The sequence below is a fragment of the Rhodococcus sp. MALMAid1271 genome, from assembly GCF_049195265.1.
Classification (GTDB): domain Bacteria; phylum Actinomycetota; class Actinomycetes; order Mycobacteriales; family Mycobacteriaceae; genus Rhodococcoides.
This window is the reverse complement of record NZ_JBMIRQ010000097.1, coordinates 41,010-65,278: the sequence shown is the minus strand read 5'-3', so window position 1 is coordinate 65,278 and position 24,269 is coordinate 41,010. Positions and strand designations below refer to the sequence as shown.

The 24,269-nt window shown below is 64.6% G+C and carries 27 protein-coding genes; 20 read left to right on the top strand and 7 right to left on the bottom strand.

Annotated elements, in window-relative coordinates:
• The first annotated feature begins 25 nt into the window (after window positions 1-25).
• Entirely contained in the window at window positions 26-1,132 is a 1,107-nt protein-coding gene (locus ACOQFP_RS14900; RefSeq protein ID WP_341243442.1) for an alcohol dehydrogenase catalytic domain-containing protein, read from the top strand.
• A 4-nt stretch (window positions 1,133-1,136) separates the two neighbouring features.
• On the opposite strand, the gene ACOQFP_RS14895 is transcribed toward ACOQFP_RS14900, so the two are convergent.
• A complete protein-coding gene (locus tag ACOQFP_RS14895; protein ID WP_421584752.1) occupies window positions 1,137-1,925 on the bottom strand; it encodes an ABC transporter ATP-binding protein in 789 nt (262 codons plus the stop codon).
• Between the two features lie 93 nt (window positions 1,926-2,018).
• Here ACOQFP_RS14895 and dapB point away from each other — a divergent pair, with 93 nt between their 5' ends.
• Genes dapB through ACOQFP_RS14875 form a run of 4 tightly spaced genes read left to right on the top strand, consistent with a single transcriptional unit; the run spans window position 2,019 to window position 4,628 of the window.
• Window positions 2,019-2,777 carry a 4-hydroxy-tetrahydrodipicolinate reductase gene (gene dapB, locus ACOQFP_RS14890; protein WP_421584751.1) on the top strand — a complete coding sequence of 253 codons (759 nt, stop codon included), beginning with the start codon at window positions 2,019-2,021 and terminating at the stop codon, window positions 2,775-2,777.
• Between the two features lie 50 nt (window positions 2,778-2,827).
• A complete protein-coding gene (locus tag ACOQFP_RS14885) occupies window positions 2,828-3,247 on the top strand; it encodes a hypothetical protein (protein ID WP_206490662.1) in 420 nt (139 codons plus the stop codon).
• A 6-nt stretch (window positions 3,248-3,253) separates the two neighbouring features.
• On the top strand, window positions 3,254-3,706 hold the full coding sequence (locus tag ACOQFP_RS14880) for a flavodoxin family protein (protein WP_421584749.1): 453 nt from the start codon (window positions 3,254-3,256) through the stop codon (window positions 3,704-3,706).
• A gap of 16 nt (window positions 3,707-3,722) precedes the next feature.
• On the top strand, window positions 3,723-4,628 hold the full coding sequence (locus ACOQFP_RS14875) for an alpha/beta hydrolase (protein WP_421584748.1): 906 nt from the start codon (window positions 3,723-3,725) through the stop codon (window positions 4,626-4,628).
• Window position 4,629: 1 nt separating this feature from the next.
• Here ACOQFP_RS14875 and ACOQFP_RS14870 read toward each other — a convergent pair whose 3' ends face one another.
• Entirely contained in the window at window positions 4,630-5,082 is a 453-nt protein-coding gene (locus tag ACOQFP_RS14870) for a hypothetical protein (protein WP_341243445.1), read from the bottom strand.
• A gap of 150 nt (window positions 5,083-5,232) precedes the next feature.
• On the opposite strand from ACOQFP_RS14870, the gene ACOQFP_RS14865 reads away from it, so the two are divergent.
• Genes ACOQFP_RS14865 through zwf form a run of 4 tightly spaced genes read left to right on the top strand, consistent with a single transcriptional unit; the run spans window position 5,233 to window position 9,483 of the window.
• A complete protein-coding gene (locus ACOQFP_RS14865) occupies window positions 5,233-6,603 on the top strand; it encodes an OFA family MFS transporter (protein ID WP_206490575.1) in 1,371 nt (456 codons plus the stop codon).
• Complete coding sequence (locus ACOQFP_RS14860) at window positions 6,600-6,716, top strand: MFS transporter small subunit (RefSeq protein WP_421584747.1); 117 nt, start codon at window positions 6,600-6,602, stop codon at window positions 6,714-6,716. Before ACOQFP_RS14865 ends, ACOQFP_RS14860 begins: the two co-directional genes overlap by 4 nt.
• Window positions 6,717-6,751: 35 nt before the next feature.
• Window positions 6,752-7,963 carry a winged helix-turn-helix domain-containing protein gene (locus ACOQFP_RS14855; RefSeq protein WP_206490576.1) on the top strand — a complete coding sequence of 404 codons (1,212 nt, stop codon included), beginning with the start codon at window positions 6,752-6,754 and terminating at the stop codon, window positions 7,961-7,963.
• Complete coding sequence (gene zwf / locus ACOQFP_RS14850) at window positions 7,960-9,483, top strand: glucose-6-phosphate dehydrogenase (protein WP_241256984.1); 1,524 nt, start codon at window positions 7,960-7,962, stop codon at window positions 9,481-9,483. Before ACOQFP_RS14855 ends, zwf begins: the two co-directional genes overlap by 4 nt.
• Before the next feature lie 31 nt (window positions 9,484-9,514).
• Here zwf and ACOQFP_RS14845 read toward each other — a convergent pair whose 3' ends face one another.
• Window positions 9,515-9,988, bottom strand: a complete 474-nt coding sequence (locus ACOQFP_RS14845) for a hypothetical protein (RefSeq protein WP_341243446.1) — start codon at window positions 9,986-9,988, stop codon at window positions 9,515-9,517.
• Between the two features lie 153 nt (window positions 9,989-10,141).
• On the opposite strand from ACOQFP_RS14845, the gene thyX reads away from it, so the two are divergent.
• The 3 genes from thyX to ACOQFP_RS14830 all read left to right on the top strand — a co-directional run bounded on the left by thyX (window position 10,142) and on the right by ACOQFP_RS14830 (window position 13,730).
• Window positions 10,142-10,882 (top strand): FAD-dependent thymidylate synthase, encoded by a 741-nt coding sequence (gene thyX / locus ACOQFP_RS14840; RefSeq protein WP_206490579.1) that lies wholly within the window; start codon window positions 10,142-10,144, stop codon window positions 10,880-10,882.
• Window positions 10,883-10,959: 77 nt separating this feature from the next.
• Entirely contained in the window at window positions 10,960-11,868 is a 909-nt protein-coding gene (dapA, locus tag ACOQFP_RS14835) for a 4-hydroxy-tetrahydrodipicolinate synthase (RefSeq protein ID WP_206490580.1), read from the top strand.
• Between the two features lie 107 nt (window positions 11,869-11,975).
• Window positions 11,976-13,730 carry a ribonuclease J gene (locus ACOQFP_RS14830; protein WP_374222399.1) on the top strand — a complete coding sequence of 585 codons (1,755 nt, stop codon included), beginning with the start codon at window positions 11,976-11,978 and terminating at the stop codon, window positions 13,728-13,730.
• Window positions 13,731-13,735: 5 nt separating this feature from the next.
• On the opposite strand, the gene ACOQFP_RS14825 is transcribed toward ACOQFP_RS14830, so the two are convergent.
• Window positions 13,736-14,515: a sulfite exporter TauE/SafE family protein gene (locus tag ACOQFP_RS14825; protein ID WP_206490581.1), complete on the bottom strand. Its 780-nt coding sequence runs from the start codon at window positions 14,513-14,515 to the stop codon at window positions 13,736-13,738.
• 78 nt (window positions 14,516-14,593) lie between these two features.
• Between ACOQFP_RS14825 and ACOQFP_RS14820 the strand changes: the two genes are divergently transcribed.
• A complete protein-coding gene (locus ACOQFP_RS14820) occupies window positions 14,594-15,217 on the top strand; it encodes a TIGR03085 family metal-binding protein (RefSeq protein ID WP_206490582.1) in 624 nt (207 codons plus the stop codon).
• A 69-nt stretch (window positions 15,218-15,286) separates the two neighbouring features.
• Window positions 15,287-17,953 carry a DNA translocase FtsK gene (locus ACOQFP_RS14815; protein ID WP_421584746.1) on the top strand — a complete coding sequence of 889 codons (2,667 nt, stop codon included), beginning with the start codon at window positions 15,287-15,289 and terminating at the stop codon, window positions 17,951-17,953.
• 84 nt (window positions 17,954-18,037) lie between these two features.
• On the opposite strand, the gene ACOQFP_RS14810 is transcribed toward ACOQFP_RS14815, so the two are convergent.
• Both ACOQFP_RS14810 and ACOQFP_RS14805 read right to left on the bottom strand, forming a co-directional pair.
• Window positions 18,038-18,322 carry a YciI family protein gene (locus tag ACOQFP_RS14810; protein ID WP_206490584.1) on the bottom strand — a complete coding sequence of 95 codons (285 nt, stop codon included), beginning with the start codon at window positions 18,320-18,322 and terminating at the stop codon, window positions 18,038-18,040.
• A 42-nt stretch (window positions 18,323-18,364) separates the two neighbouring features.
• Entirely contained in the window at window positions 18,365-18,952 is a 588-nt protein-coding gene (locus tag ACOQFP_RS14805; protein ID WP_421584745.1) for an amino-acid N-acetyltransferase, read from the bottom strand.
• Between the two features lie 140 nt (window positions 18,953-19,092).
• Here ACOQFP_RS14805 and pgsA point away from each other — a divergent pair, with 140 nt between their 5' ends.
• The 5 genes from pgsA to ACOQFP_RS14780 all read left to right on the top strand — a co-directional run bounded on the left by pgsA (window position 19,093) and on the right by ACOQFP_RS14780 (window position 22,469).
• The gene (gene pgsA, locus ACOQFP_RS14800) at window positions 19,093-19,785 is read left to right on the top strand and encodes a CDP-diacylglycerol--glycerol-3-phosphate 3-phosphatidyltransferase (RefSeq protein WP_374222394.1); all 693 of its coding nucleotides are present in this window, start codon (window positions 19,093-19,095) and stop codon (window positions 19,783-19,785) included.
• A 199-nt stretch (window positions 19,786-19,984) separates the two neighbouring features.
• The gene (locus ACOQFP_RS14795; protein WP_206490585.1) at window positions 19,985-20,326 is read left to right on the top strand and encodes a helix-turn-helix domain-containing protein; all 342 of its coding nucleotides are present in this window, start codon (window positions 19,985-19,987) and stop codon (window positions 20,324-20,326) included.
• Window positions 20,327-20,471: 145 nt separating this feature from the next.
• Complete coding sequence (locus ACOQFP_RS14790; protein ID WP_206490586.1) at window positions 20,472-21,281, top strand: PspA/IM30 family protein; 810 nt, start codon at window positions 20,472-20,474, stop codon at window positions 21,279-21,281.
• A 111-nt stretch (window positions 21,282-21,392) separates the two neighbouring features.
• Window positions 21,393-22,193, top strand: a complete 801-nt coding sequence (gene pspM, locus ACOQFP_RS14785; protein WP_341243447.1) for a phage shock envelope stress response protein PspM — start codon at window positions 21,393-21,395, stop codon at window positions 22,191-22,193.
• A gap of 102 nt (window positions 22,194-22,295) precedes the next feature.
• On the top strand, window positions 22,296-22,469 hold the full coding sequence (locus tag ACOQFP_RS14780; RefSeq protein WP_206490588.1) for a hypothetical protein: 174 nt from the start codon (window positions 22,296-22,298) through the stop codon (window positions 22,467-22,469).
• Window positions 22,470-22,479: 10 nt separating this feature from the next.
• Here ACOQFP_RS14780 and ACOQFP_RS14775 read toward each other — a convergent pair whose 3' ends face one another.
• Window positions 22,480-23,376 carry a diacylglycerol kinase gene (locus ACOQFP_RS14775; protein WP_421584743.1) on the bottom strand — a complete coding sequence of 299 codons (897 nt, stop codon included), beginning with the start codon at window positions 23,374-23,376 and terminating at the stop codon, window positions 22,480-22,482.
• Window positions 23,377-23,604: 228 nt separating this feature from the next.
• Between ACOQFP_RS14775 and ACOQFP_RS14770 the strand changes: the two genes are divergently transcribed.
• Window positions 23,605-24,237, top strand: coding sequence for a TetR/AcrR family transcriptional regulator (locus ACOQFP_RS14770; RefSeq protein ID WP_421584859.1), 633 nt, complete (start codon window positions 23,605-23,607; stop codon window positions 24,235-24,237).
• Window positions 24,238-24,269: the final 32 nt, after the last annotated feature.

Genomic DNA, 24,269 nt, shown 5'->3' with positions numbered 1-24,269 from the left:
CGGCGGAGCCGCATAGTCTGGCGGGATGAAGATTCGCGGCGCTGTACTCGAAGAAATCGGCCGATCTCGTCCCTTCGCCGACTCGCATCCCATCACCGTCTCCGATCTCGAACTCGGCTCGCCGGGCGACGGGGAACTGCTGATCAGGATCGAAGCCGCGGGACTGTGCCACTCGGACCTGTCGGTGGTCGACGGCAACCGTGTCCGCCCGGTTCCGATGCTGCTCGGCCACGAGGCAGCAGGCAGGGTCGAAGAAGTCGGGTCGGGTGTCGACGACATCGCGGTCGGCACTCGCGTCGTCATGACGTTCCTGCCGCGATGCGGCGACTGCGCCGGATGCGCCACCGACGGCCAGATGCCCTGTGTTGTCGGTAGTGCGTCGAACAATGCAGGAACGCTGCTCGGCGGCGGCATCAAACTGCACCGCGACGGTGCCGAGATCAAGCATCACCTCGGGGTCTCCGGATTCGCCACCCATGCGGTAGTGAGCCGACAGTCGATCGTCCCGGTCGAGGACGACATTCCAGCCGAGATCGCAGCCGTCCTGGGGTGCGCAGTGTTGACCGGTGGTGGCGCGGTACTCAACGCCGGGACCCCGAAGCCCGGACAGTCGGTCATGGTCGTCGGCCTCGGCGGCGTCGGCATGGCAGCGGTGCTGACGGCAGTATCGATCGGTGCAGGTGAGGTGATCGGTGTCGACGGCGTCCCGGACAAGCTCGCCACCGCGACCGATCTGGGCGCAACGCAGGTCTACTCGCCGGCCGAGCTCGCCGAGAAAGGCATCAAAGCCGATATCGTGATCGAGGCCGCAGGCAACGCCCGAGCCTTCGAGACCGCCGTTGCTGCAACCGCGCCCGGCGGAAAGACCATCACCGTCGGCCTCCCCGCACCCGACGCGCGGTCGTCCATCTCGCCCCTGGGCCTGGTTGCCGAAGCCCGCACGATCATCGGCAGCTACCTGGGCTCGGCCGTACCGGCGCGCGACATCCCGACGTACGCCCAGATGTGGCGTGAGGGACGACTTCCCGTCGAGAAGTTGATCTCCTCTCGCATCACGCTGGACGAGATCAACCGCGGCATGGACGAATTGGCCGACGGCAACGCGATCCGTCAGGTCATCGTCTTCGACTGATGGGTCAGCTCGGGGAGGCCGTGGCCAGCCAACGGCCGCGCTGCTTGGTGATCTCGACGGGATGGTCGAAACAGGCGCTGACGTTCTCGGTGGTCAGCACCGCATCCACGGTGCCCTGCGCCAGTACTCGTCCGTCTCGGATGAGGAGCGCATGGGTGGTCGAGACCGGGATTTCCTCGAGATGATGAGTGACCAGAATGCTGGCCAGACTCGGGTGCTCGGATCGAAGCGAGTCCAGTGCGCTGAGGAGTTGTTCGCGGGCAGCGAGATCGAGACCGGTGGCGGGTTCGTCGAGCAGCAGCACCGCCGGGTCGGGGAGTAGGGCACGGGCGATGAGCGCTCGGCCACGTTCGCCCTGGGAGAGCGTGTGCCAGGACGCGTTGCTGCGGTGATCGACCCCGAGCGATGCGATGAGACGGTGAGCGCGGGCGATCTGAGCCTCGGTGGCCGACCATCGCGGGATCAGGTCGGGTGTGTTGGTGAGTCCGGTCAGTACCACCTCGAACAGTGTCAGGGGTGCGTCGATCGTCAAGCGTGGATCGACATGGCCGATGTGCGTTCGCAGTTCGCGCATGTCCACCCGTCCGAGGCGATGACCGAGCACGTGCACGACGCCGCGGGTGGGATGCACGACCGCGCCGAGCAGGCTCAGCAAAGTGCTCTTGCCTGCGCCGTTGGCCCCGAGCAGCACCCAGTGTTCGCCCTCGTCGACCCGCATCGTCGCGTCGCTGAGCAGGTGACGGCCACCGCGGACGAGATCGACTCGGTCGGCGAAGAGGACGGTGGTGTTCACCGGTCGACCGTAGCTGCCGGTGCGTGCCACCGGGAAAGTAGGCTTCGTGGTCGAAGGACCAGTGGACGATGACGAAATGAGTGTGGGTACGACGTGAGTGCAACGGCACCTGTTCGAGTAGGGGTACTGGGATCGCGCGGCAAGGTCGGGCAGGCGATCTGCGCCGCCGTCGAGGCAGCCGCAGACCTCGAGCTCGTGGCAACCGTCGACCAAGGCGATCCGCTGGCGAACTTCGTCGACAGCGGAGCCCAGGTGGTGGTCGATTTCACCCATCCCGACGTGGTGATGGACAACCTGCAGTTCCTCGTCGAACACGGCATTCACGCCGTCGTGGGCACCACCGGGTTCGACGATCAGAGGCTCGAGCAGGTTCGCGAATGGTTGGACGGATCGCCGCAGACCGGAGTGCTGGTCGCCCCCAACTTCGCTATCGGCGCAGTGTTGTCGATGCGATTCGCCCAGCAGGCCGCCCGGTTCTTCGATTCTGTCGAGGTGATCGAACTGCATCATCCCAACAAGGCCGACGCCCCCTCTGGCACCGCGTACCGCACTGCCGCGCTGATCGCCGAAGCGCGCGCCGCGGCAGGTACACCGCCCAGCCCCGATGCCACGACGACCGAGCTCGACGGCGCACGCGGTGCAGATGTCGACGGGGTGCGGGTGCATTCGATCCGACTCGCGGGACTCGTTGCGCACCAAGAGGTTTTGCTGGGTACCCAAGGCGAGACGCTGAGTATTCGGCACGACTCGCTGGACCGGACGTCCTTCGCGCCCGGAGTGCTCCTCGGAGTCCGTGAGATCGCAGCTCGCCCGGGGCTGACCGTTGGCCTCGATCCGCTACTGGATCTGTGAGCTGATCGACGGTGAACAAAGCGACCAAAGTCGTCGCCATCATCGCGGTGATGGTGCTGATCCTCGGTTTCTATTTCTTCCTGCTCGGCCAGCGCGGTGTGACGCTGATCCAGAGCGGAGGCGCGGCGAGCATCTCGCTGGGGATCGGGGTTCTGCTGCTGCCGATCATCGGACTGTGGATCGTGTGGGCGACGCTCAAAGCAGGATTCGACCATCAGCGGTTGGCGTCACGCATACGGGAGGAAGGTCTCGAACTCGACGTCGACGATCTCCCGCGGATGCCGTCGGGACGGATCGACCGCGATGCCGCCGACGAGCTGTTCCAACAGATCAAGGCCGAATGGGAGAAGGACCCGGACAACTGGCGAAGCTCGTACCGACTGGCTCGGGCCTACGACTATGCAGGCGACCGGGGACGCGCCCGCGAGACCATGAAACGCGCAGTGGCACTCGAACAAGCAGAACGCTGACAGCGCATGAGGCGCACTCTGCTGGTGGTTCACCACACCCCGAGCCCACTCACCCGAGAGCTGCTCGAGGCCGTTCTTTCCGGTGCACGTGATCCCGAGATCAGCGGTGTGGACGTGCGTAGTGTGCCTGCCCTCGGTGCGACGATCCCGGATGTGCTCGGCGCCGACGGCTTCCTCTTCGGCACGCCCGCGAACTTCGGCTACATGAGCGGGGCGTTGAAGCACTTCTTCGACACCGTGTACTACCCATGCCTCGACGCGGTCGCCGGAAAGCCCTACAGCGCATGGATTCACGGCAACAACGACACAGTGGGTGCCGGTCGCGCCCTCGAAAGCATCGCCGCGGGGTGGGGCCTGGCACAGGTGTTCGGCACGGTACACCTCGCCGAGGGCGGCAGAGATGCTCGCGAGCGGTGCTACGAATTGGGCGGCACAGTGGCCGCGGGATTGTCCGACTGACGGCTACGATCCGGGTATGGATTGGGTCCGATATGACCGATTTCTTCCCGAGCGGTACCACTCGGCTTCTGCACACCGCCCGGAGCCGACCTACTGGACATGGAAAAATACGAGCGTCCATATCGCGCGAGCGTCTAGACCCGAATCGAAGGTTCGGGTGATTGCAGTGCACGGTGCCGGGGGATATTCCGGACTGCTGTGGCCCTACGCCGCTATCGCAGCGGCTGAGGGATTCGAGGTTCTGTGCCCCGATCTACCGTTGTACGGAGATACCGACGTTCCCGATCCCTCGGCAGTTCGCTACCGAGACTGGATCGATCTCCTCTGTGACCTCGTCGTTGCGGAGAAGTCGAAGGACGACCGTCCTCTGATCCTTTTCGGCGCGAGCATGGGCGGGATGCTCGCCTATGAGGTGGCGCACCGAACGGCACTTGTGGACCGGGTTGTTGCCACGTGCTTGCTCGATCCATCGGATCCGGACGCCCGTCGGGCAGCAGCTCGATTCGCGGTACTCGGCGGGCCGGCTCCATGGCTGCTGCGTGCGTGCGCGGTCCCGGCCGGTCGGGTTCGTGTTCCCGTCAGGTGGATGGCGGACATGGCGAACATGAGCCGCAATTCCGAACTGTCCACCCTGTGCGCCGGAGACACCAAGGGTGGAGGCGTACGGGTTCCCGTCGGCTTTCTCGCCGACTACTTCGGTTACGCGCACGTCCGGCCGGAAAAGTACGATGGCCCACCGGTGTTGCTTGCCCATCCCGCCGAGGACCGATGGACGCCGCCGCACGTCAGTATCCGATTCCTGCAACGTCTCCGGGCAGAGACCGCGATCGTGATGCTCGACGGGTGCGGTCATCTGCCAGTGGAGGAACCGGGCCTGACGCAGCTGGCCGACGCGCTGAGATCTGTCCTGAAAGACTACTGACTCAATCGGAATCAGCGGGGGAGTCCGGGCGCAGAATGTCATCGGCAGGGATCGGCAGTGGTATCTCGAGTAGACGCTCCGGCCAACTCGGGTACGCGGGCCGGATCCAGACTCGATTGTCGTCGAGTTGGGTCATCAGTACCCGCCGCCACTGCCAATCATCCTGCGGTGCAATCAGATCGGTTTCCGGTGCGAGCGGCAACGGCGCTTTGGTCCAGTGCGGTGCCGACAGTGATGCCAGCCCACGCTCTTCGAGGTGAGCGACGGCTGTCTCGATCGGAACGCCCTGTGCAACAGTGATCCCAACGGGGTTGACGGCATCGACCAGATATCCTTCGTCGTGTTCGTCGAGAGGTGCCGATGCGTGCGATCGATGGGCCACGGTCCACCCGATCACCTCGCCGTCCGAGGCTCGCTTCACTGGCAATCTGCTGCGCCACCGCTCGATATCCACTGGCTCCAGAATACGCGCGCCGAGGATACGAAGCCGATGTTGTGAGTTCGGGGAAGAAACTATCCTGATTGTGAGCAAGCAGGGTGGTTCTCGTGTTTGACTGCACGCAATAGTTGATCTTTCTACCGCTCTCGATTCCAAGGGATTTCGATGACCCTCCCCATGCTCGACCGCTCCGCAATAGTGGCCACGCCCGAGTGGAGCCGCTGGTTGATACCGCCGGCAGCCCTGTCCATCCACCTCGCGATCGGCTCTGCATACGCCTGGAGCGTGTTCAAGAACGCCATCTCGCAACCGGAAGCCCTCGGGCTCAGCGGCACCGTCACCGCCATACCGTTCCAGCTCGCCATCGTGATGCTCGGCCTGTCCGCCGCGATCTTCGGAACCCGCGTCGAGAAGAACGGTCCGCGTTGGGCGATGGCCGTCTCACTGGTCTTCTTCGTATCGGGTCTGCTGATCTCCGCGCTCGGCATGGCGCTCGGGCAGTTCTGGTTGGTGATCTTCGGCTACGGGTTCGTCGGTGGCATCGGCCTCGGCATCGGCTACATCTCACCCGTCTCCACGCTGATGAAGTGGTTCCCGGACCGGCCGGGAATGGCCACCGGCATCGCCATCATGGGATTCGGCGGCGGCGCTCTCATCGCGTCACCGCTCACCAGCCAGCTGATGATCAACTTCGGCGGCTTCACCGACGGTTCGATCGCCAAGACGTTCCTCACCCTCGGCGTGGGATACGCCGTCTTCATGGCGTTGGGTGTCGTGCTCATCAGAGTCCCCGCCGAGGGCTGGACCCCGGCAGGCTGGACCCCGCCTGCGGCATCGGCGATGGTGTCCCGGCACAACGTCTCGGCCGCCAATGCCGTCAAGACCCCGCAGTTCTGGCTGCTGTGGGTTGTGCTGTGCTTCAACGTCACTGCCGGGATCGGCATTCTGGAGCGCGGCTCGGGCATCTACCAGGACTTCTTCCCCGACGCGACTTCGCCGCAGGCCCTGGCCGCTGCCGCCGCAGGCTTCGTCGCCTTCCTCTCGCTGACCAACATGATCGGCCGGTTCATCTGGTCCTCGGTCTCCGATCTGGTGGGCCGCAAGAACATCTACCGGCTGTACCTGGGCGTCGGCGCACTGCTGTACCTGTACATCGCCGTGTTCACCAATACCAACAAGGTCTTGTTCCTGGTGTCGGCACTGCTGATCCTGTCGTTCTACGGCGCGGGATTCGCCACCGTTCCCGCCTACCTGAAGGATCTTTTCGGCACGTACCAAGTGGGTGCGATCCATGGCCGACTACTCACCGCGTGGTCGGTTGCCGGGGTCCTGGGGCCACTGATCGTCAACGCGATCGCCGACGCCGGAGAGCCGGGAACCACTGCTCGGTACCTTCCGGCCTTCTACGTGATGATCGGGTTGCTCGTCGTCGGCTTCCTGGCGAACGAAGCGATCAAGCCGGTGGCCGAGAAGTTTCACGAGCCCGATTCGGCCGTCACCGCAGACACCACGACCTCGACGGGAGCACAGTCATGAGCGGCGGGCAGATGCGGGTGACGATGACAGTCGCCTGGTTGTGGGTGACCGTTCCGTTCGCGTACGGAGTGTACGAACTCGTCCTGAAGGCGAAGAACCTCTTCGGTTCCTGATCGATCGTGTCGGTGGGGCGTGACAGGCTTGGCCGATGCGAGAGATGAGTGCCGCTGCGGCTCGTCGCACAGCGTTGGGTGCCCAAGGACTGGCATCGACGCGTTCACGGACGCGTCCGGCGAGCAGAGCGGCCGTTCACCGTGCCATCGACACCACCGGTCTGTTGCAGATCGACTCGGTGTCGGTGGTGGTCCGCGCGCACTACGCACCGGTGTTCAGTCGGGTCGGTGCCTACGATCGAACGATCGTGGACGATGCCGCATGGGCGGACTCCACGCGACGCCCCCGCAGGTTGGTCGAGTACTGGGCTCACGAGGCTGCACTTGTGCCGGTAGAAGACTGGCCACTCATGCGATGGCGCATGGAGTTGTATCGACACGGTCGGTGGGGTGGAGCGGCTCGAATCCTCGACCGTGAACCCACTCTGGTGGACGATGTTCTGGCTGTGATCGAAGATCGTGGCGCGAGCAGCGCAGGCGAGATCGAGAAGCATCTCGATCTCGACACACCCGGGCGCAAGGGCCCCTGGTGGGACCGGAGCGATGTCAAGGTCGTCTGCGAGCAACTCTTCGCCGCGGGAGTGGTGAGCGTGCCTGCGCGAACCGGGTTCGTTCGTCAGTACGAACTCAGCGAGCGGGTGCTTCCCGACAGCGTGCTGCGCAGGCGGGTCGACGAATCCGATGCGGTGCGTGCGCTGGTCGAAAAGTCATCTCGTGCATTGGGAATCGGCACCGAGCCGGACCTGCGTGACTACTACCGCCTTTCGCAGAAGCAGACCAAGTCGGCGATCGCGGATCTGGTCGAGGACGGCGTCCTCGACCAAGTATCGGTGCGAGGGTGGAATGCACCGGCCTACATACACAGCGAAGCCCGAACACCGCGTACCGCGACCGCTGCCGCCCTGTTGTGCCCGTTCGATCCGATGATCTTCTTTCGTCCCCGGGTGGAGCGAATCTTCGGCTTCCACTACCGCATCGAGATCTACACGCCGCAGCACAAGCGAATTCACGGCTATTACGTGTTCCCTTTTCTGCTCGACGGGCACCTGGTGGCACGAGTCGACTTGAAGGCTGTGCGGGCGCGGTCGGAGCTGCACGTCATCGCGGCGTACATCGAGGGGGACCGCGACGCCGGCACGATTGCTCCCCGTTTGCGCGAGGTTCTTCACGAGATGGCGCAGTGGCTCGAACTCGAACGCGTCGTGGTGGGGGACAGGGGAGACCTGGTCGACGCGTTACGACGATGATTCACTCGGCTGAATCGGAGGCCACCGATGTGCGCTCGGCGAGAAACGATGCCAGTATTTCCAGTGTGACTTCACGCCGGACCGAGACCGTCTCCGAACTTCCGCCCCAGGTGGTCGTGCTGTTCGGCGCGACCGGAGACCTGGCCAAACGCAAACTCCTGTCCGGGATGATGCACCTGGCACTGTCCGATCTGGCACCGAACATCCGGGTAGTGGGCACCTCGCTCGAAGAGATGTCCACCGAGGAATTCCGTACGCTCGCGCGCGAATCGATCAACGAGTTCTCCAGTCGTAAGGTCGGCGACGAGCAATGGCGACAGTTCGCCTCGCGGTTGACCTATGTTTCGCAGAAAGCCGGACCGGCAGCGCTGGGTCAAGCGGTTGCCGAAGCCGAGATCGACCTGGGCGGGAGCGTACGCAGGTTGCACTACCTGTCCGTTCCACCGAGAGCAGCGCTGGCCGTGGTGGATACGCTCGCGTCCGCCGATCTGGTGAAGCGCTCACGGATCGTCATGGAGAAGCCGTTCGGTACCGACCTCGAGAGCGCGATCGCGTTGAACGCTCGGGTACACGAAACATTCGACGAGGACCAGATCTTTCGAATCGATCACTTCCTCGGCAAGGAGCCGGCGCAGAACATTCTGGCCTTCCGTTTCGCCAACGGGCTCTTCGAGCCGATCTGGAACCGCAACTTCATCGACCACGTACAGATCGACATACCCGAGAAGCTCGGTTTGGACGGCAGAGCCGGATTCTACGAATCCACCGGTGCCTACAAGGACATGGTCGTCACTCACCTGTTCCAGGTGCTCGCGTTCATGGCAATGGAACCGCCCACGGCCCTCGAACCCCGCGCCATCGGCGAGGAGAAGAACAAAGTATTCAGATCCATGGTGCCGCTGGACCCGAAAAACGTTGTCCGAGGCCAATATACGGGGTATCGGTCCGAGGAGGGAGTAGCTCCCGATTCCGATACCGACACCTTCGTCGCACTCAAATGCGAGATCGACAACTGGCGCTGGGCGGGCGTGCCGTTCTACCTCCGCAGCGGCAAACGTCTCGCCGAAGGGCAGCGCATCATCTCCATCGCGTTTCGCGAACCACCCAAGTCCATGTTCCCGGCGGGCTCCGGTGTCGGTGCGCAGGGCCCCGATCACCTGACCTTCGACCTCGCGGACGCATCGAAGGTATCGCTGTCGTTCTACGGCAAACGACCGGGACCCGGTATGCGCCTGGACAAACTGAGCATGCAGTTCGCGATCCAGGAAACCGAACGTGTCGGAGATGTCCTCGAAGCCTACGAACGGCTGATCCTCGACGCCATGTACGGCGATCACACGCTGTTCACCACCGCCGAGGGCATCGAAAGGCTGTGGCAGGTATCGGAGCCGTTGTTGGCCGATCCGCCGCCGGTGCGCTTGTACTCACCAGGATCCTGGGGTCCCAACGCCATCCATCAACTCATCGCTCCACACGCGTGGCGGTTGCCGTTCGAGCGCGAGTGGCGCGAGAAGAAGTAGGTGCCCCCGAGGGCTCAGTCGTTCCAGCCGGTCAGTTGTTCCAGCCGCGGTCCTTGCGCATCTGCTCGCGCAGTGCACCCTGAACCGCCTGTGACAACCAGGAATTGAGGGATACTCCGCTGTTGTTCGCGGCGTCCTCTGCCCGCTCCTTGATCTGCTCGACCAGTCGCAACGTCACTCGACGAACCTCTCCTGAGACATCGTCCATCGTCGGGTAGTCCTCGGCTGCGGCTGCCTCCGATTCGCCCGAGTCCACGGTCGGGAGATCGCGTCGAACATCGGCATGCGCCCGGGTGCCGTCGAGACGAACGGTCACGGTGTGGCCGTCCAGGTCGTTGGAGATCTCGGCCGCGAAATCGGACAGCGCGGTCAACAACATCAATCGGGCCGAGGCCTCGGCAGTCTTGCCGAGCGCCTCGGCCGTCTGCCGAGTGTGCTCGTCGCCCAGGGCTGCGGCGGCCAGAAGATCGGTACGAAGCGTCTCGGTGTACTTGTCGAGTTCCATGACGCCAGTGTGACGCCATAGATGACGTCAGTCAAGGCAGTCGAGTGGCGTCCGGTGACGGCATCATGGCGTCAACTTTGGTCGAATCGGGGGGACCGCACTTACTGTTGTGCGGTGTCGAGTGAAAACGAAGGTAGAGCAGCGCCCCGAACGGTGACACTGAACGTGCAGTTGGTTGCCCGGACCGAGTTCACACCGCCGACGGACATTCCGTGGGAGACCGATGCGGACGGTGGGCAGGCGCTCGTCGAGTTCGCCGGGCGGGCGTGCTACCAGAGCTGGTCCAAACCCAATCCGCGCACCGCCACCAATGCGTCGTATCTGCGTCACCTGCTCGACGTCGGACACCTGTCGGTCCTCGAACACGCGAGCGTGAGCTTCTACATCACCGGGATATCGCGCTCGTGTACCCACGAGTTGATTCGGCATCGGCATTTCTCGTACTCCCAACTCTCCCAGCGCTTCGTCCCCGAACACGACGCACACGTCGTCGTTCCGCCTGCGGTGGAAGGGGATCCCGAGCTCGAGGCGCTGTTCGCGTCCGCTACCGAGGCCAGTCGCGCCGCGTACACCGAACTGCTCAGCGCACTCGAGGGGAAACTGGAGTCGGTCACCAATGCTGCATTGCGCGGAAAGCAGGCGCGGCAGGCCGCGAGGTCGGTGCTGCCCAATGCCACCGAGACGCGGGTGGTGGTGAGCGGCAACTATCGGGCATGGCGACATTTCGTCTCGATGCGTGCCTCCGAGCACGCGGACGTAGAAATTCGCCGCGTTGCCGTCGAATGTCTGCGTAAGCTGGTGGACGTGGCGCCGGACGTGTTCGGTGACTTCGAGATCTCGACGCTGCCCGACGGCACCGAAGTGGCCCGCAGTCCGTTCGTCACCGAGGTCTAGCGGCGAGGCACGGTCGTCGCAGGTACCGGGTATCCCCGCTGCGCAGGAGTGGGCAAAGCACCGGGTAATCTGCTGCCATGACCTACGGTGACGCCGCTCCTTCCGTTGCGCCTGTGTTCGGTACGGTGCTCACCGCCATGGTGACCCCGTTCACGCCGGACGGTAAGTTGGACATCGATGCCGGCGTTCGGCTGGCCCATCACCTCGTCGAGCAGGGCAACGACGGCCTGGTTCTGGCTGGTACGACGGGCGAATCGCCTACCACCACCGAGAACGAGAAGCTCGAACTTCTGCGCGCAGTCATCGCGGCGGTGGGGCATCGAGCTCGAATCATCGCCGGGGCAGGAAGCAACGACACCGCGCACAGTGTCGAACTTGCCCGCGATGCCGCTCGTGCCGGAGCACACGGCCTCCTGGTCGTGACCCCGTACTACTCTCGGCCGCCCCAGGCCGGTCTCTACGCCCACTTCACAGCAGTCGCCAGTGCCACGGACCTGCCCGTGATGCTCTACGACATTCCGCCGCGATCGGTCGTTCCGATCGAGACCGAGACGCTGCGCCGCCTCGCCGAACACCCTCGGATCCTCGCCGTCAAGGACGCGAAGGGCGACCTGAACGCCGGTGCCGAGCTGATCGCATCGACGGGCCTGCAGTTCTACTCCGGTGACGATCCACTGAACCTGCCCTGGCTCTCGGTCGGAGCCACTGGATTCGTGAGCGTGATCGGACATCTGGTTCCCGCCCGCCTGCGCGAACTGCACACCGCCTTCATGATGGGTGACATCGCGCGTGCGCAGGCAATCAACGTCAGCCTCATCCCGGTCATTCGCTCGGTCGCACGCCTCGGTGGCGTCAGCGCCTCGAAGGCCGGCCTCCGCCTCATCGGACTCGATGTAGGCGATCCACGACTTCCCCAGGTGCCACCGAGCATCGACCACATCGAATTGCTCGCAGCCGAGCTGCGAGCGGCAGGAGTTCTTGTATGACACGACCCAACAGATCGCGCGGACGCGCAACCCGAAACGCTGGACCCCCCTCCGAGCGCAAGACCCCGACGCAGGGCCAGCCGTCGGGAGCACGGCAGGGCAAGCCGATGGTGCAGAACTCTGCGCGAACCCAACGCCCCGACGCGCGACGGGAATTCGACCCGACGCAGCGACTCGGGACGCCGCCGAAGGCACCGTTCAAGGGCCTTCGCGTCGTTGCGCTCGGTGGCATCGGCGAAATCGGTCGCAACATGACCGTGTTCGAGCACCAGGGCAAGTTGCTGATCATCGACTGCGGCGTCCTGTTCCCCGAGGACCAGCAACCGGGCGTCGATCTGATCTTGCCCGACTTCCGGCACATCGAGAACCGTATGGCCGATGTCGAGGCCGTAGTTCTCACGCACGGCCACGAGGACCACATCGGAGCCGTTCCGTTCCTGCTTCGCCTGCGTCCCGATCTGCCTGTCGTCGGATCGAAGTTCACCCTCGCCCTGGTCGCAGCCAAGTGTCGTGAGCATCGGCTTCGGCCGAATCTCGTCGAGGTGATCGAAGGCCAGCACACTCAGCACGGCCCGTTCGACTGCGAGTACTTCGCGGTCAATCATTCGATCCCCGATGCGCTTGCCATCGCGGTCAGAACCGATGCCGGTCTGGTTCTGCACACCGGTGACATCAAACTCGATCAGCTACCACTGGACGGTCGTCTGACCGACCTGGCCGGATTCTCGCGACTCGGCGACGAGGGCGTCGACCTGTTCCTGGTCGACTCCACCAATGCCGAGGTACCCGGATTCGTCACTCCCGAGCGGGAGATCGGCGGCGTGCTCGACACGGTCATCGGCAAGGCGAAGCAGCGCGTCATCGTCGCGTCGTTCGCCAGCCACGTCCACCGTATTCAACAGGTGATCGACGTGGCCGAGCGATACAACCGGCGGGTGGCGTTCGTCGGCCGGTCCATGGTGCGCAACATGCAGATTGCCCAGGATCTGGGCTACCTGCGGGTGCCCGACGGGCTCGAGGTCAACATCGACACTGCCGCGACGCTCCCCGACGATCGGTTGGTTCTGATCTCCACCGGTTCGCAGGGCGAGCCGTTGTCGGCGCTCTCGCGGATGGCGCGCGGCGAGCATCGCCAGATCAACGTCAAGGCAAACGATCTCGTGGTGCTGGCGTCCTCGCTCATTCCCGGCAACGAGAACTCCGTGTTCGCGGTGGTCAACGGTCTCGCCAAGCGCGGTGCGACCGTTGTGACCCAGCAGAACGCGAAAGTTCACGTCTCGGGCCACGCATCTGCGGGCGAACTGCTGTACCTCTACAACGCGGTGCGGCCCACCAATGCCATGCCGGTGCACGGTGAGTGGCGGCACCTGCGGGCCAATGCTGCGCTGGCCAAGGCGACGGGAGTCCCCGAAGACCGCGTGGTGCTGGCCGAGGACGGCGTGGTGGTCGACATGGTCGACGGTCTCGCCGAGATCGTCGGGCAGGTACCCGTGGGGCATGTGTACGTCGATGGCCTCTCGGTCGGTGACGTCGGTGATTCGACCCTGTCCGATCGACTGGTGCTGGGTGAGGGCGGTTTCATCGCGATCAGCGTTGCCGTCGACTCCGCAACCGGGCGCGCCGTGACCGCACCCGAGGTGTCCGGTCGCGGGTTCTCCGACGATCCGGCCGCACTGAAGGAGGCCGGGCAGCTCGTGGAAGCGGAGCTGCATCGACTGGCGTCCGATGGGGTATCGGACACCCATCGCATCGCGCAGGCAGTGCGCCGCGTGGTGGGTCGTTGGGTGGCGGACAAATACCGCCGCAAGCCGATGATCGTTCCGACGATCATCGCGGTCAATCCGCAGTCGCAGCCGAAGTAGACCTGCTAGACCAGCAGTCGCCACAGTCCGATCAGTCCGAGCAGGACGATGGCACCGCGTAGGGCCGCCGGTGAAAGCCGGCGGCCGTAGCGGGCCCCGACCGCGCCGCCGATCAGCGATCCCACGGCGATGAGCCCGGCCGCCTGCCAGCTGATGTCGTCGAATCGAAAGATCGTATAGGTCACTGCGGCAACGACATTGACCACCAGCGACAGCAGATTCTTGGCGGCGTTCATGCGCTGCATGGTCTCGGGTAGCAATGCTCCCATCACGCCGATCAGCAGAATTCCCTGCGCGGCAGTGAAATACCCGCCGTAGACGCCCACCAAGAGGGTGCCCACGGTGATCAGGGCCATCCGGGTGCGGCTCAGGTGGCCCGCGGCCTTACCCGCGGCGTCCGAGCGTCGTTTCGCCCAGGCCTGAATTCTCGGTTGTGCGACAACGAGAATCAACGCTGCGATGAGCAGTACCGGTACCACTGAGGCGAACACGGTTTCGGGCAAGTGCAGCAACAGCCATGCGCCGCCGAGTGCCCCGAAGAACGAGGCAGGCAGTTGCCAGCGCAGTCGGTGCCACTGCCCGCGCAGTTCTCGGCGGTAACCCCAAGTGCCGGAAACGCTTCCCGCGACCAGACCGATCGCGTTGGACATCGTGGCCACCACCGGCGGATAGCCGAATGCGACCAGAGTCGGAAACGTGATCAGCGTTCCGGATCCGACGACGGCATTGATGGCCCCGGCTCCGAGGCCGGCGAGCAAGATCACGAGAATTTCCGATACCGGCACTATTGGGAGGCTACTCAGACATCGGTGTGCAGCGCCGAGCAGGATGCCGTCGGTTCCGGCGCGACGTACCGTGGACCTGTGAGCCTCGCCCAGGATGAACGTTCCCAGCTTGTTCGTACCCTTCTCGACGTCGGTCCCGACGCGCCGACTCTGTGTGGAGAATGGACGGCAGCAGATCTGGCCGCACATCTGGTGGTGCGTGAGCGACGACTCGATGCGGTTCCGGGGATCTTCGTGCCGGCGCTGGAGGGCTACACCGAACGGGTGCAGCGGTCCGTCGCCGATCGACCGTTCGCGGCGGTTGTCGAGGATGTTCGTACCGGTCCACCGATCTGGTCGCCGTTCGTTGTGTTGGATCCATTGATCAATCTCGGTGAGATGTTCGTTCATCACGAGGATGTGCGCCGCGCAGGCGCGGGTTGGACCCGGCGGACGATGCCGGCGGCGGTGGAGTCGCGGCTGTGGCCGCAGGTCCGATTGATCGGGCGGGCCGGACATCGCTCTGCACCCGTTCCGGTGCGCGTCCGCACACCCGATGGCCGGACAGCCACGTTCAAGGGCGGTGCCGGTGTCGGGGTGACGGTGGAGGGCGAGCCCTCCGAATTGCTTCTCTACGCCTTCGGTCGCGATCAGGTCGACGTCGAATACGTGGGTTCGGAGGACGATATCGCTGCGGTGAAGGCGCTCGATCCGAGTTTCTGACACATTCACCTCCGCTGTTACGGGTGTTGCGGATGGTTTCGGCGGGGCTGTTGCGACTAGCCTGGGGGCATGGCAGGAAAGACCAGCACCTCCACCGCCAGGGCCGGATCCACCGGATCCGGCTCTTCGCGCACGTCCGGTAGCGCACGTAAGTCCGGTTCCGGCCGTACCGCTCGGACCGTCACGACGCCGAAGAAGCCGACCGCACCGCGCAATCCGGCGACGGCTCGGGCGAGCGCCACGTCGCGCGGCAAGGGACCAGCGAGAGGTGCGGCGTCTCGGCGGCCGGCCACCAAGACGAAGTCCCGCGGTGCGCTCGACGCGATCGGCCGCGGCATCGCGTCCACCTGGTCCATGGCGGCCAAAGGCGTCGGTGCCACGACCAGGACGGTCGGCAAGGCTGCTGATATCGAACACGGCCATCGCCGAGACGGGATCGCCCTCGGATTGATCGCTGCCAGCGTGGTCCTCGCCGCGAGCGTGTGGTTCAGTGCCGGGGGACCGGTCGGACGATGGATCGAGATCGGCATCCGCGCCGTCATCGGTGAAGCCGGATATGTCGCACCCGTTCTCGGCGTCGGCATCGCCGTGGTGTTGATGCGTTCCGAACCTCGACCCGAGGTGCGACCCCGACTCGTCCTCGGCTCGATCCTGCTCGCCCTCCCGATCCTGGGCTTGTGGCACATGGCCACCGGTTCGCCCAACGACGCCGCCGGTCGATCCGCAGGAGCGGGCTTCGTCGGATACGTCGCCGGGGGACCGATCGCCGACGGCCTCACCGTGTGGTTGGCGGTCCCGCTGCTGCTGCTCGCAGGCCTGTTCGGCGTGTTGCTGCTGACCGGAACCACGGTCCGCGACGTCCCGGACCGCCTGCGGGCGCTGTTCGGCACCGACAGTCGCGGCGACGAATACGAGGACTACGACCCGGCCGACTTCGGGTCCGAGTTCGCAGACGAGGGCTACGGCGCGTACGACGCCGATTTCGACGCCGACGGATATCCGGTTCACGGCAGCGCCGATCCGTACGACAACTACCCGACCGAGGAGTACATCCCGGTCGCCAAGTCGCCGCGAGCGCGCAAGACCCCGACTCCGGAGGCAGCCACCGAGGTCATCCCGCCCGCCGCCACGCCCACCGCTGCGCCCGAGCGGCCGAAGCCCAAACCGATCGTCAAAGCCGCCGAACCGAAACCGATGGCCGAGGACGACAAGATCGTTGTCGATCGCGTCGTCGACGGGGACTACACACTTCCGTCGTTGTCGCTGCTCATCGACGGCGATCCACCCAAAACCCGTAGCCAGGCCAACGATGCCATGATCGAGGCCATCTCCGAGGTGCTCGATCAGTTCAAGATCGATGCCGCGGTCACGGGCTTCACCCGAGGACCGACGGTCACCCGCTACGAGGTCGAACTGGGCCCCGGCGTCAAGGTCGAGAAGATCACCGCGCTGGCCCGCAACATCGCGTACGCGGTCGCGACCGACAACGTACGTCTGCTCGCCCCGATCCCCGGCAAGTCCGCGGTCGGTATCGAGGTACCGAACTCGGACCGCGAAATGGTCCGGCTGGCCGATGTGCTCACTGCGCCGTCGACGCGCAAGGATCACCATCCGTTGGTGATCGGCCTCGGTAAGGACATCGAGGGTGACTTCGTCAGTGCCAACCTGTCGAAGATGCCCCACCTGCTGGTGGCCGGATCCACCGGATCGGGCAAGTCGAGTTTCGTGAACTCGATGCTGGTGTCGTTGCTCGCGCGAGCGACACCGGACGAGGTACGGATGATCCTGATCGACCCGAAGATGGTGGAGTTGACGCCCTACGAGGGCATTCCGCACCTCATCACGCCGATCATCACGCAGCCGAAGAAGGCCGCGGCAGCCCTGGCTTGGCTCGTCGAAGAGATGGAGCAGCGCTACCAGGACATGCAGGTCAACAAGGTCAGGCACATCGACGACTTCAACAAGAAGGTGCGTTCGGGCGAGATCACGGCACCCCTGGGTAGCGAACGCGTCTACCGGCCGTATCCCTACATCCTGGCCATCGTGGACGAGTTGGCCGACTTGATGATGGCGGCCCCGCGGGACGTCGAGGAAGCGATCGTGCGGATCACCCAGAAGGCGCGCGCGGCCGGGATACACCTGGTGCTCGCCACGCAGCGTCCCTCGGTGGACGTGGTGACGGGCCTGATCAAGACCAACGTGCCCTCGAGACTGGCTTTCGCCACGTCCTCTCTGACGGACTCACGCGTCATCCTCGATCAGCCGGGTGCGGAGAAGCTGATCGGTATGGGCGACGCACTGTTCCTGCCGATGGGTGCCGGGAAGCCGACGCGTCTGCAGGGCGCATTCATCACCGACGAGGAAATCGCCGCCGTCGTCGACTTCGCGAAGAACCAGGCCGAGCCCGAGTACAACGAGACCGTGACCGCGGCGAAGGTCTCGGACAAGAAGGACGTCGACCCCGATATCGGCGACGACCTCGACGTGTTGCTGCAGGCCGTCGAGCTGGTGGTGACCAGCCAGTTCGGTTCCACCTCGATGCTGCAGCGCAAACTTCGAGTCGGCTTCGCCAAGGCCGGGCGGTTGATGGACCTGATGGAGAACCGCGGGGTGGTCGGTCCCAGTGAGGGCTCGAAGGCTCGCGAGGTACTCATCAAACCGGACGAGCTCGACGGTCTGCTGTGGTCGATCAAGGGCGGCGACCCGGACGAGCAGCCGGCCTCCGACGAGTTCTGACGGTCCACGTTTTGGGTGAATGGACCACTGCGGGCGTGTCGGCCGTGCAGTGGTCCATTCACCGGAATCGGTCGAGCGGGCCGATCAGGACGTGAACGCGCCCATCACGGGAGTCCATTCGTCGAAGGAAGCCGACTCGATCAGGTTCTCCACGGCGAACGGATCCTGAGCGAACAGCGTCTCGACTGTGGCGGCGTCCGGGCCGTCGACCAGCAGCAACGCGCCGCTACCGTCGGCATAGGGGCCACTCGATACCAGAGTCTTCTGCTCGAGCAGGTCGGCCAGCCAGGCGCGATGAGCCGCGCGATGAGTGTCGCGGCCGTCCGCGGTGGCGGGTGAGTAGACGTAGCTGACGGCGATCAGAGGCATGGAACTCTCTTCCGGGATTCGAGGGGTGGTCCACGGATTCTGTCAGAGTGACAGCAGCATTCGAGTGTTGCCCAGGGTGTTGGGCTTGACGAAGCTCAGGTCGAGGAATTCGGCAACGCCGGTGTCGTAGGACCGGCACATTTCGGCGTACACCTCGGCCGTGACGGGCGTGCCATCGATCTCGGCGAATCCGTGTCTGGCGAAGAAATCCACCTCGAAGGTCAGCACGAACACTTTCTGCAGCGCTAGATCACGCGCGACCTCGATGAGCTTGGCGACGATCACATGCCCGGCCCCGTGCCCTTTCGCGGCCGGATCGACGGCCACCGTGCGCACCTCGCCCAGATCGGCCCACAACACGTGCAACGCCCCGCAGCCGATGATCTCGCCGTCACGCTCGGCGATCCAGAACTCTTGCACTGCCTCGTACAACGTCACGAGATTCTTCTCGAGCAGAATGCGTCCGGCATAGATGTCGATCAAGCGTTTGATCTCGGGAACGTCGGAGGTCTTGGCGCGACGCACGACGACTGTGCTGTCCGGAGCGGAACTCCGGTCCACGGTGTCGGGACGCACGTCGGATTCGACATACGCGGCATCGCGACTCGCCCGGTTCGGCCCAGAAGTCATGTGGTGAACAGTAGCGAGTACCCCAACCGATAAACTTTCCGTGTGTCGTTCACTGAGCTGGTTACCCGTCTCGGCGGGTCGGTGCTGCGCGAGGGTGAACACACCACCGATTGCCATGTGCCGGGCTCGCGGGTTCGACGATGACCGAGCCGGTAGCGCCCGATCAAGGCGCCCCCGCGAGCAGCGGCAAGCCCGAACGCGGTACCTCCGGCAGTCACGGGGGTCCCCGGAGCACGGCATTGCCGCACGGCAATGCCGCCCCGGGCGGATCCGAGGACGTGCCTCTGCTCAACATCGCCAACGTGTTGACGGTGCTCCGAATCGCACTGGTGCCGGTCTTCCTCGCGGCGTTGTTCGTCGGGGACGGCCACGAGAGCACCTGGCGCTTGGTTGCGACAGCGATCTTCGCCGGTGCCGCCATCACCGACCGGATCGATGGGCAACTGGCACGCAAGTACGGTCTGGTCACCGATTTCGGGAAGATGGCCGATCCCATCGCAGACAAGGCGTTGATCGGCGCGGCGCTCGTCGGATTGTCCATGCTGGGGGATCTGTCCTGGTGGGTCACCGTGATCATCGCGGTCCGAGAAATCGGCATCACGCTGGTGCGGTTCGCAGTACTTCGCCACGGAGTCATCCCAGCCGGCCGGGGCGGGAAGGTGAAGACCCTGGTGCAGACGTTCGCGATCGGGGTGTACCTGTGTCCGCTGCCGGACGCGTTCGATCCGGTCGCGATCACGCTGATGGTTCTGGCGGTGTTGCTGACCGTCTACACCGGTGTCGACTACGTGGTGCAGGCAGTTCGCTTGCGTAGAGGCAGGTCCTCACGATGAGCGCAGTGGCGGGATACAGTCTTCGAAGCCGTGTCGGAGCGGCTTCGGCGCGTGCGGGAGCGAACGGGCATATAGGGTCGGGAACCAATCGGACCGACTGGGACGTTGGACATCGTGACGGCTCCGGACGAAACGAGATATGAACGTTGTGGTCCCGACGGTTCGGCCGTCGAGACCGATACCAACGAGGAGGAGCGAGATGGCGCTGCTATTGCGTGAAGCACTCGGCGACAGTTTGCGGCGAACTCGCGTCGCACAGAGTCGGACCCTGCGTGAAGTCTCGAACACCGCACGCGTGAGCCTCGGGTACCTCTCGGAGGTGGAACGTGGCCGCAAGGAGGCGTCGAGCGAACTGCTCGCCGCGATCTGCGACGCGCTTGCGGTCCCGCTCGCGGATGTCATGAGCGATGTCAGCGTGACTCTGTCCGATGCATCCCTCGCCGCTGCACTGGCGGAGGACGCGGCTGTGGCGACTCGCATCGACGGCGATACTCGCGTCGTGATTCCCGCACCTGCTGCCAGAGCCCTCGCTGCCGCCTAAGATCGACGGGTACTCGATTTCGTACTCCTGACCCAGACCAAGCACCCGACATTCTCAGCACGGACAGGTTCATGTCGGTCACTGCGAGAGCAGTCCGACCCGTACGCGGCCACCGCGGCGCAACAGATGGAGGCAGGACCACCCCATGGCTAATCCTTTCGTCAAGGCCTGGAAATACATGATGGCGCTCTTCAATTCCAAGATCGACGAGAAGGCCGACCCCAAAGTTCAGATTCAGCAGGCCATCGAAGACGCGCAGCGGCAGCACCAGGCTCTGTCCCAGCAGGCCGCCTCCGTCATCGGCAACCAGCGTCAGCTGGAAATGAAGCTGAGCAGGCAGTTGGACGAGGTCGAGAAGCTCAACGCCAACGCCAGGCAAGCGGTGACGCTGGCCGATCAGGCCACCGCTGCGGGCGACATCGAGAAAGCCACCCAGTACACCAATGCCGCCGAGGCATTCGCTGCACAGTTGGTGACCGCCGAACAGAGCGTCGAGGATCTGAAAGTTCTGCACGATCAGTCGCTGCAGGCCGCCACTCAGGCCAAGAAAGCCGTCGAGCAGAACGCGATGGCGCTGCAGTCCAAGGTTGCCGAGCGCACCAAGCTGCTCAGCCAACTCGAGCAGGCGAAGATGCAAGAGAAGGTCAGCGAGTCTCTGCGTTCGATGGACAGCACGTTGTCCGCGCCCGGCAACACTCCGAGCTTGGACGCAGTCCGCGACAAGATCGAACGTCGGTACGCGGACGCTCTCGGATCGGCCGAGCTGGCGCAGAACTCGGTCTCGGGACGCATGCTCGAAGTGCAGCAGGCATCGGTGCAAATGGCCGGGCACAGTCGACTCGAGCAGATCCGTGCATCGATGTCGGGTGACTCCCTGGCATCGGGCAACTCCGCCGCCAAGCCCTCGATCGCCAAGTCCCCCGACGCAACGCCCGAGCCTCCGGCACAGGCGTGACCGGTCGAGCGAACGGCTCTGCCGACTGACGTCAGCGCCGACATGACAGACAGAGAACACGAAACCGGCCGGTCGCGTAAGCGGCCGGCCGTTTCGCTCGATCGCGAGTCCGTGACTGCAGCAGTTGCGGACTCGGGCGCAGTGGTGCGATCTCTCGCCGAGTCCGCACGCGGAGCGGGCATGTCCCTCCTCGCCGCGGCCGGACGCCGAAAGGACCCCCGCGCCAAGCATCTGAAGAAGATTCGGCGCGCCAGACGCCGAGGCATCCGGTTCGGTGCAGCCTCGACCACGTCGGCAGTCGGAACAGCGGGATTGGCGGTGTTGTCCGCCCCGGAGTGGACCTTGTTCGTCGGTGGCGGTTCAGCTGCGGTCATGGCCGTACCTGCGGTCTTCGCAGTGACCCGCTTGCGCCGTCTTCGATCCCAGCCGGTGCCGGTGGGGATACCGGCCAAACGGATGGCACCGCAGCGCGCCTCCGCCGCCTACGAGTCGATGACCCGGCTGGCTGGAGCAGAGCAGGGGTTCTTCGAGTTGTTGTCGATCCTGTCTCGATCCGAGACCATCGGGGCCGACGAGATCGAAGAGATGATCGGTGTCGCCTCCGCTGCGGCTCGAAGTCTCGAGGGTGTCGCCGTCGACATAGCCGCTCTCGAACGCGCAGGCGCGACCAGCGATGTCACACGGGAGCATCTGCGCAGCGCAACGGAATCGGCGGCAGCCGATCTCGCCACCGGCGTCGAGCAGTACGAACAGCTCGTTGCGGCGGCCGCTCGCATGACCGGACCCGCCGGATTCGCGTCGGCGACGGTCGTGGAAACGCATCGCCGCGAATTGGCGTCGGCCACCGATCGACTGCAGGGGTGGGCCGAGGCGCTCACCGAAATCGACCAGATCCGGGCGCGACACCGCTGAGCCATTTCAGGGTTCACCCCGATGTATTCGCAGCGCCCCGATGCGAGGATCGAGATACGCGGCACGACACGGTGCACGTGCGACACAGCAGGGAGCTGCGAAATGATCTGGAAAGTACTCGGATTCATCGTTCTGATCTGGATAGCGCTTGCACTATTGGGCGCCATCATCAAGGGCGTGTTCTGGCTGGTGGTGGCGGGAGCCGTCGTGTTGGGGCTGGTATGGCTGTACAAGGCGATCTCGTCCTCCGATGATCATTCGTCACTGAAGTACTGAGTCCGCCTCACTACCCGTGCGGCGCGGAGTTCCGATCGACGAACACCCGCAGCGCGTGCGGAACGGACCGTACGGTGACGGGCAACGCGCCCACCCGTTCACCGTCCGCATAGGCGACTATTCCGTCGCTGTGCAGAGCGACCCGCGCGGAGGTATAGGTATCGACCTGCGGGAGATCGACATGCGTTCCCCGATAGAGGGTGGGCGACATCCCGAGTAAGCGAGTTCGGCTGACCCCACGTACGACGGTGACGTCGAGTAGACCGTCGTCCACACGAGCGGCCGGACAGATGGACATTCCTCCGCCGTAGCTGGTGCCGTTCCCCACGGCGACCAACGTGGCATCGACCGTGAGTTCGGCGTCGTCCAATTCGATGATGAACGGTAGCTTTTCGAGTGTCGCCAGCTGCAAGACCATGGCCGCGTTGTAGCGCAGTGGGCCGCCGACCCAGCGAAGCCGACTCGCTCGCTCGGTGACCAGCGAATCGAAACCACTCGACAACACCGTCGCGAACCAACGATCGCCCACCCGGCCCAGATCGATCGTGCGGGTGATGTTCTCGGCGACGATATCTGCTGCGCGAACGGTATCGCCGAGGGGTAGACCCAGTGCTCGCGCGAAATCGTTTCCGCTGCCTGCAGGTACCAGGCCCATCGGGGTGTCGGTGCCGGCGAGCACCTGAAGCACGAGATTGACGAGCCCGTCCCCACCGACTGCGACGACGGCGTCGGTTCCGCCTCTGACGGCCCTCTCGAGCAAAATCAATGCGTCTCCGGGGGTGCGGCCCTCGATGGCGTTGACATGGAGCTGTCGCTCGCGGAGTCGGGCCACGGCATAGCGGCCGCAGTAGGCAGCGCGTCCACGGCCGGCCGTCGGATTGGTCAGCACTGTCACCGAGCGGGTCATGGTCGTCCCGATTGTTCGATCACGTGGCCAAGCTTGCCAGGGTTGGCATCCCGTGTGGTGATGACCGACTCGATTCCTGCCCGGAGTAGCTCGCGACGGCGTGTGCTCGCTCACAGTGCTGCCGGAAAGTTGATGTAACCGTGAGCTATAGTAACTAAGCGAGCTGCTTGTGCAGCAGTTCAGGAGTTCTTCCCGCGACGTGAAGGGTGGCACGTGACCGAGCAGCCGGTGTCGAGTTCCGTCTCGACCGAGCCCGCACAGTCCGAGCCCGCGCGGCCGGGCACCGATGCGCCCGAGAAGTCTGTCGAGGACGCCGTTCTCGACGCCGCGCACTCGTGCATCCTCGAACACGGAGTCAAGCGGACGACGCTTGCCGAGATCGCCCGACGAGCCAAGGTCAGCAGGCCGACGGTGTACCGGCGATGGGCCGATACACGAGCTGTGGTGTCGAGTCTGCTCACCCGAGAGATCGGCGCACTGATCCCGCGCTTGGATGCAGCGGCCACCGGTCGCGATCAGATCGTGGCCGGTGTCGTCGCGTCCGCCGACCGAATCCGAGTCCACCCGCTGTTCGTGAAGATTCTGCGATCCGACTCCGATGTGCTCGCCACCTACATCCTGCATCGACTCGGCACGAGTCAGGTGTTGATCATCGATTCATTGGCCGGCTTGATTCTTGCAGGACAACGGGATTCGTCGATCCGTGCTGGTGATCCGTCGACGATGGCCACGATCGTTCTGCTGATGGTGCAATCGGCCGTTCAGTCCGCGGAGATGGTGTCCGAGCGAGTGCCCGGTGCCGAGGTGATCCGTCAGATGGCATCGGCCGTCGACGCCTATCTCAGGCCCGACGCCGCATGACCGAGCATGGTCGATCGGCGGACATCACCACC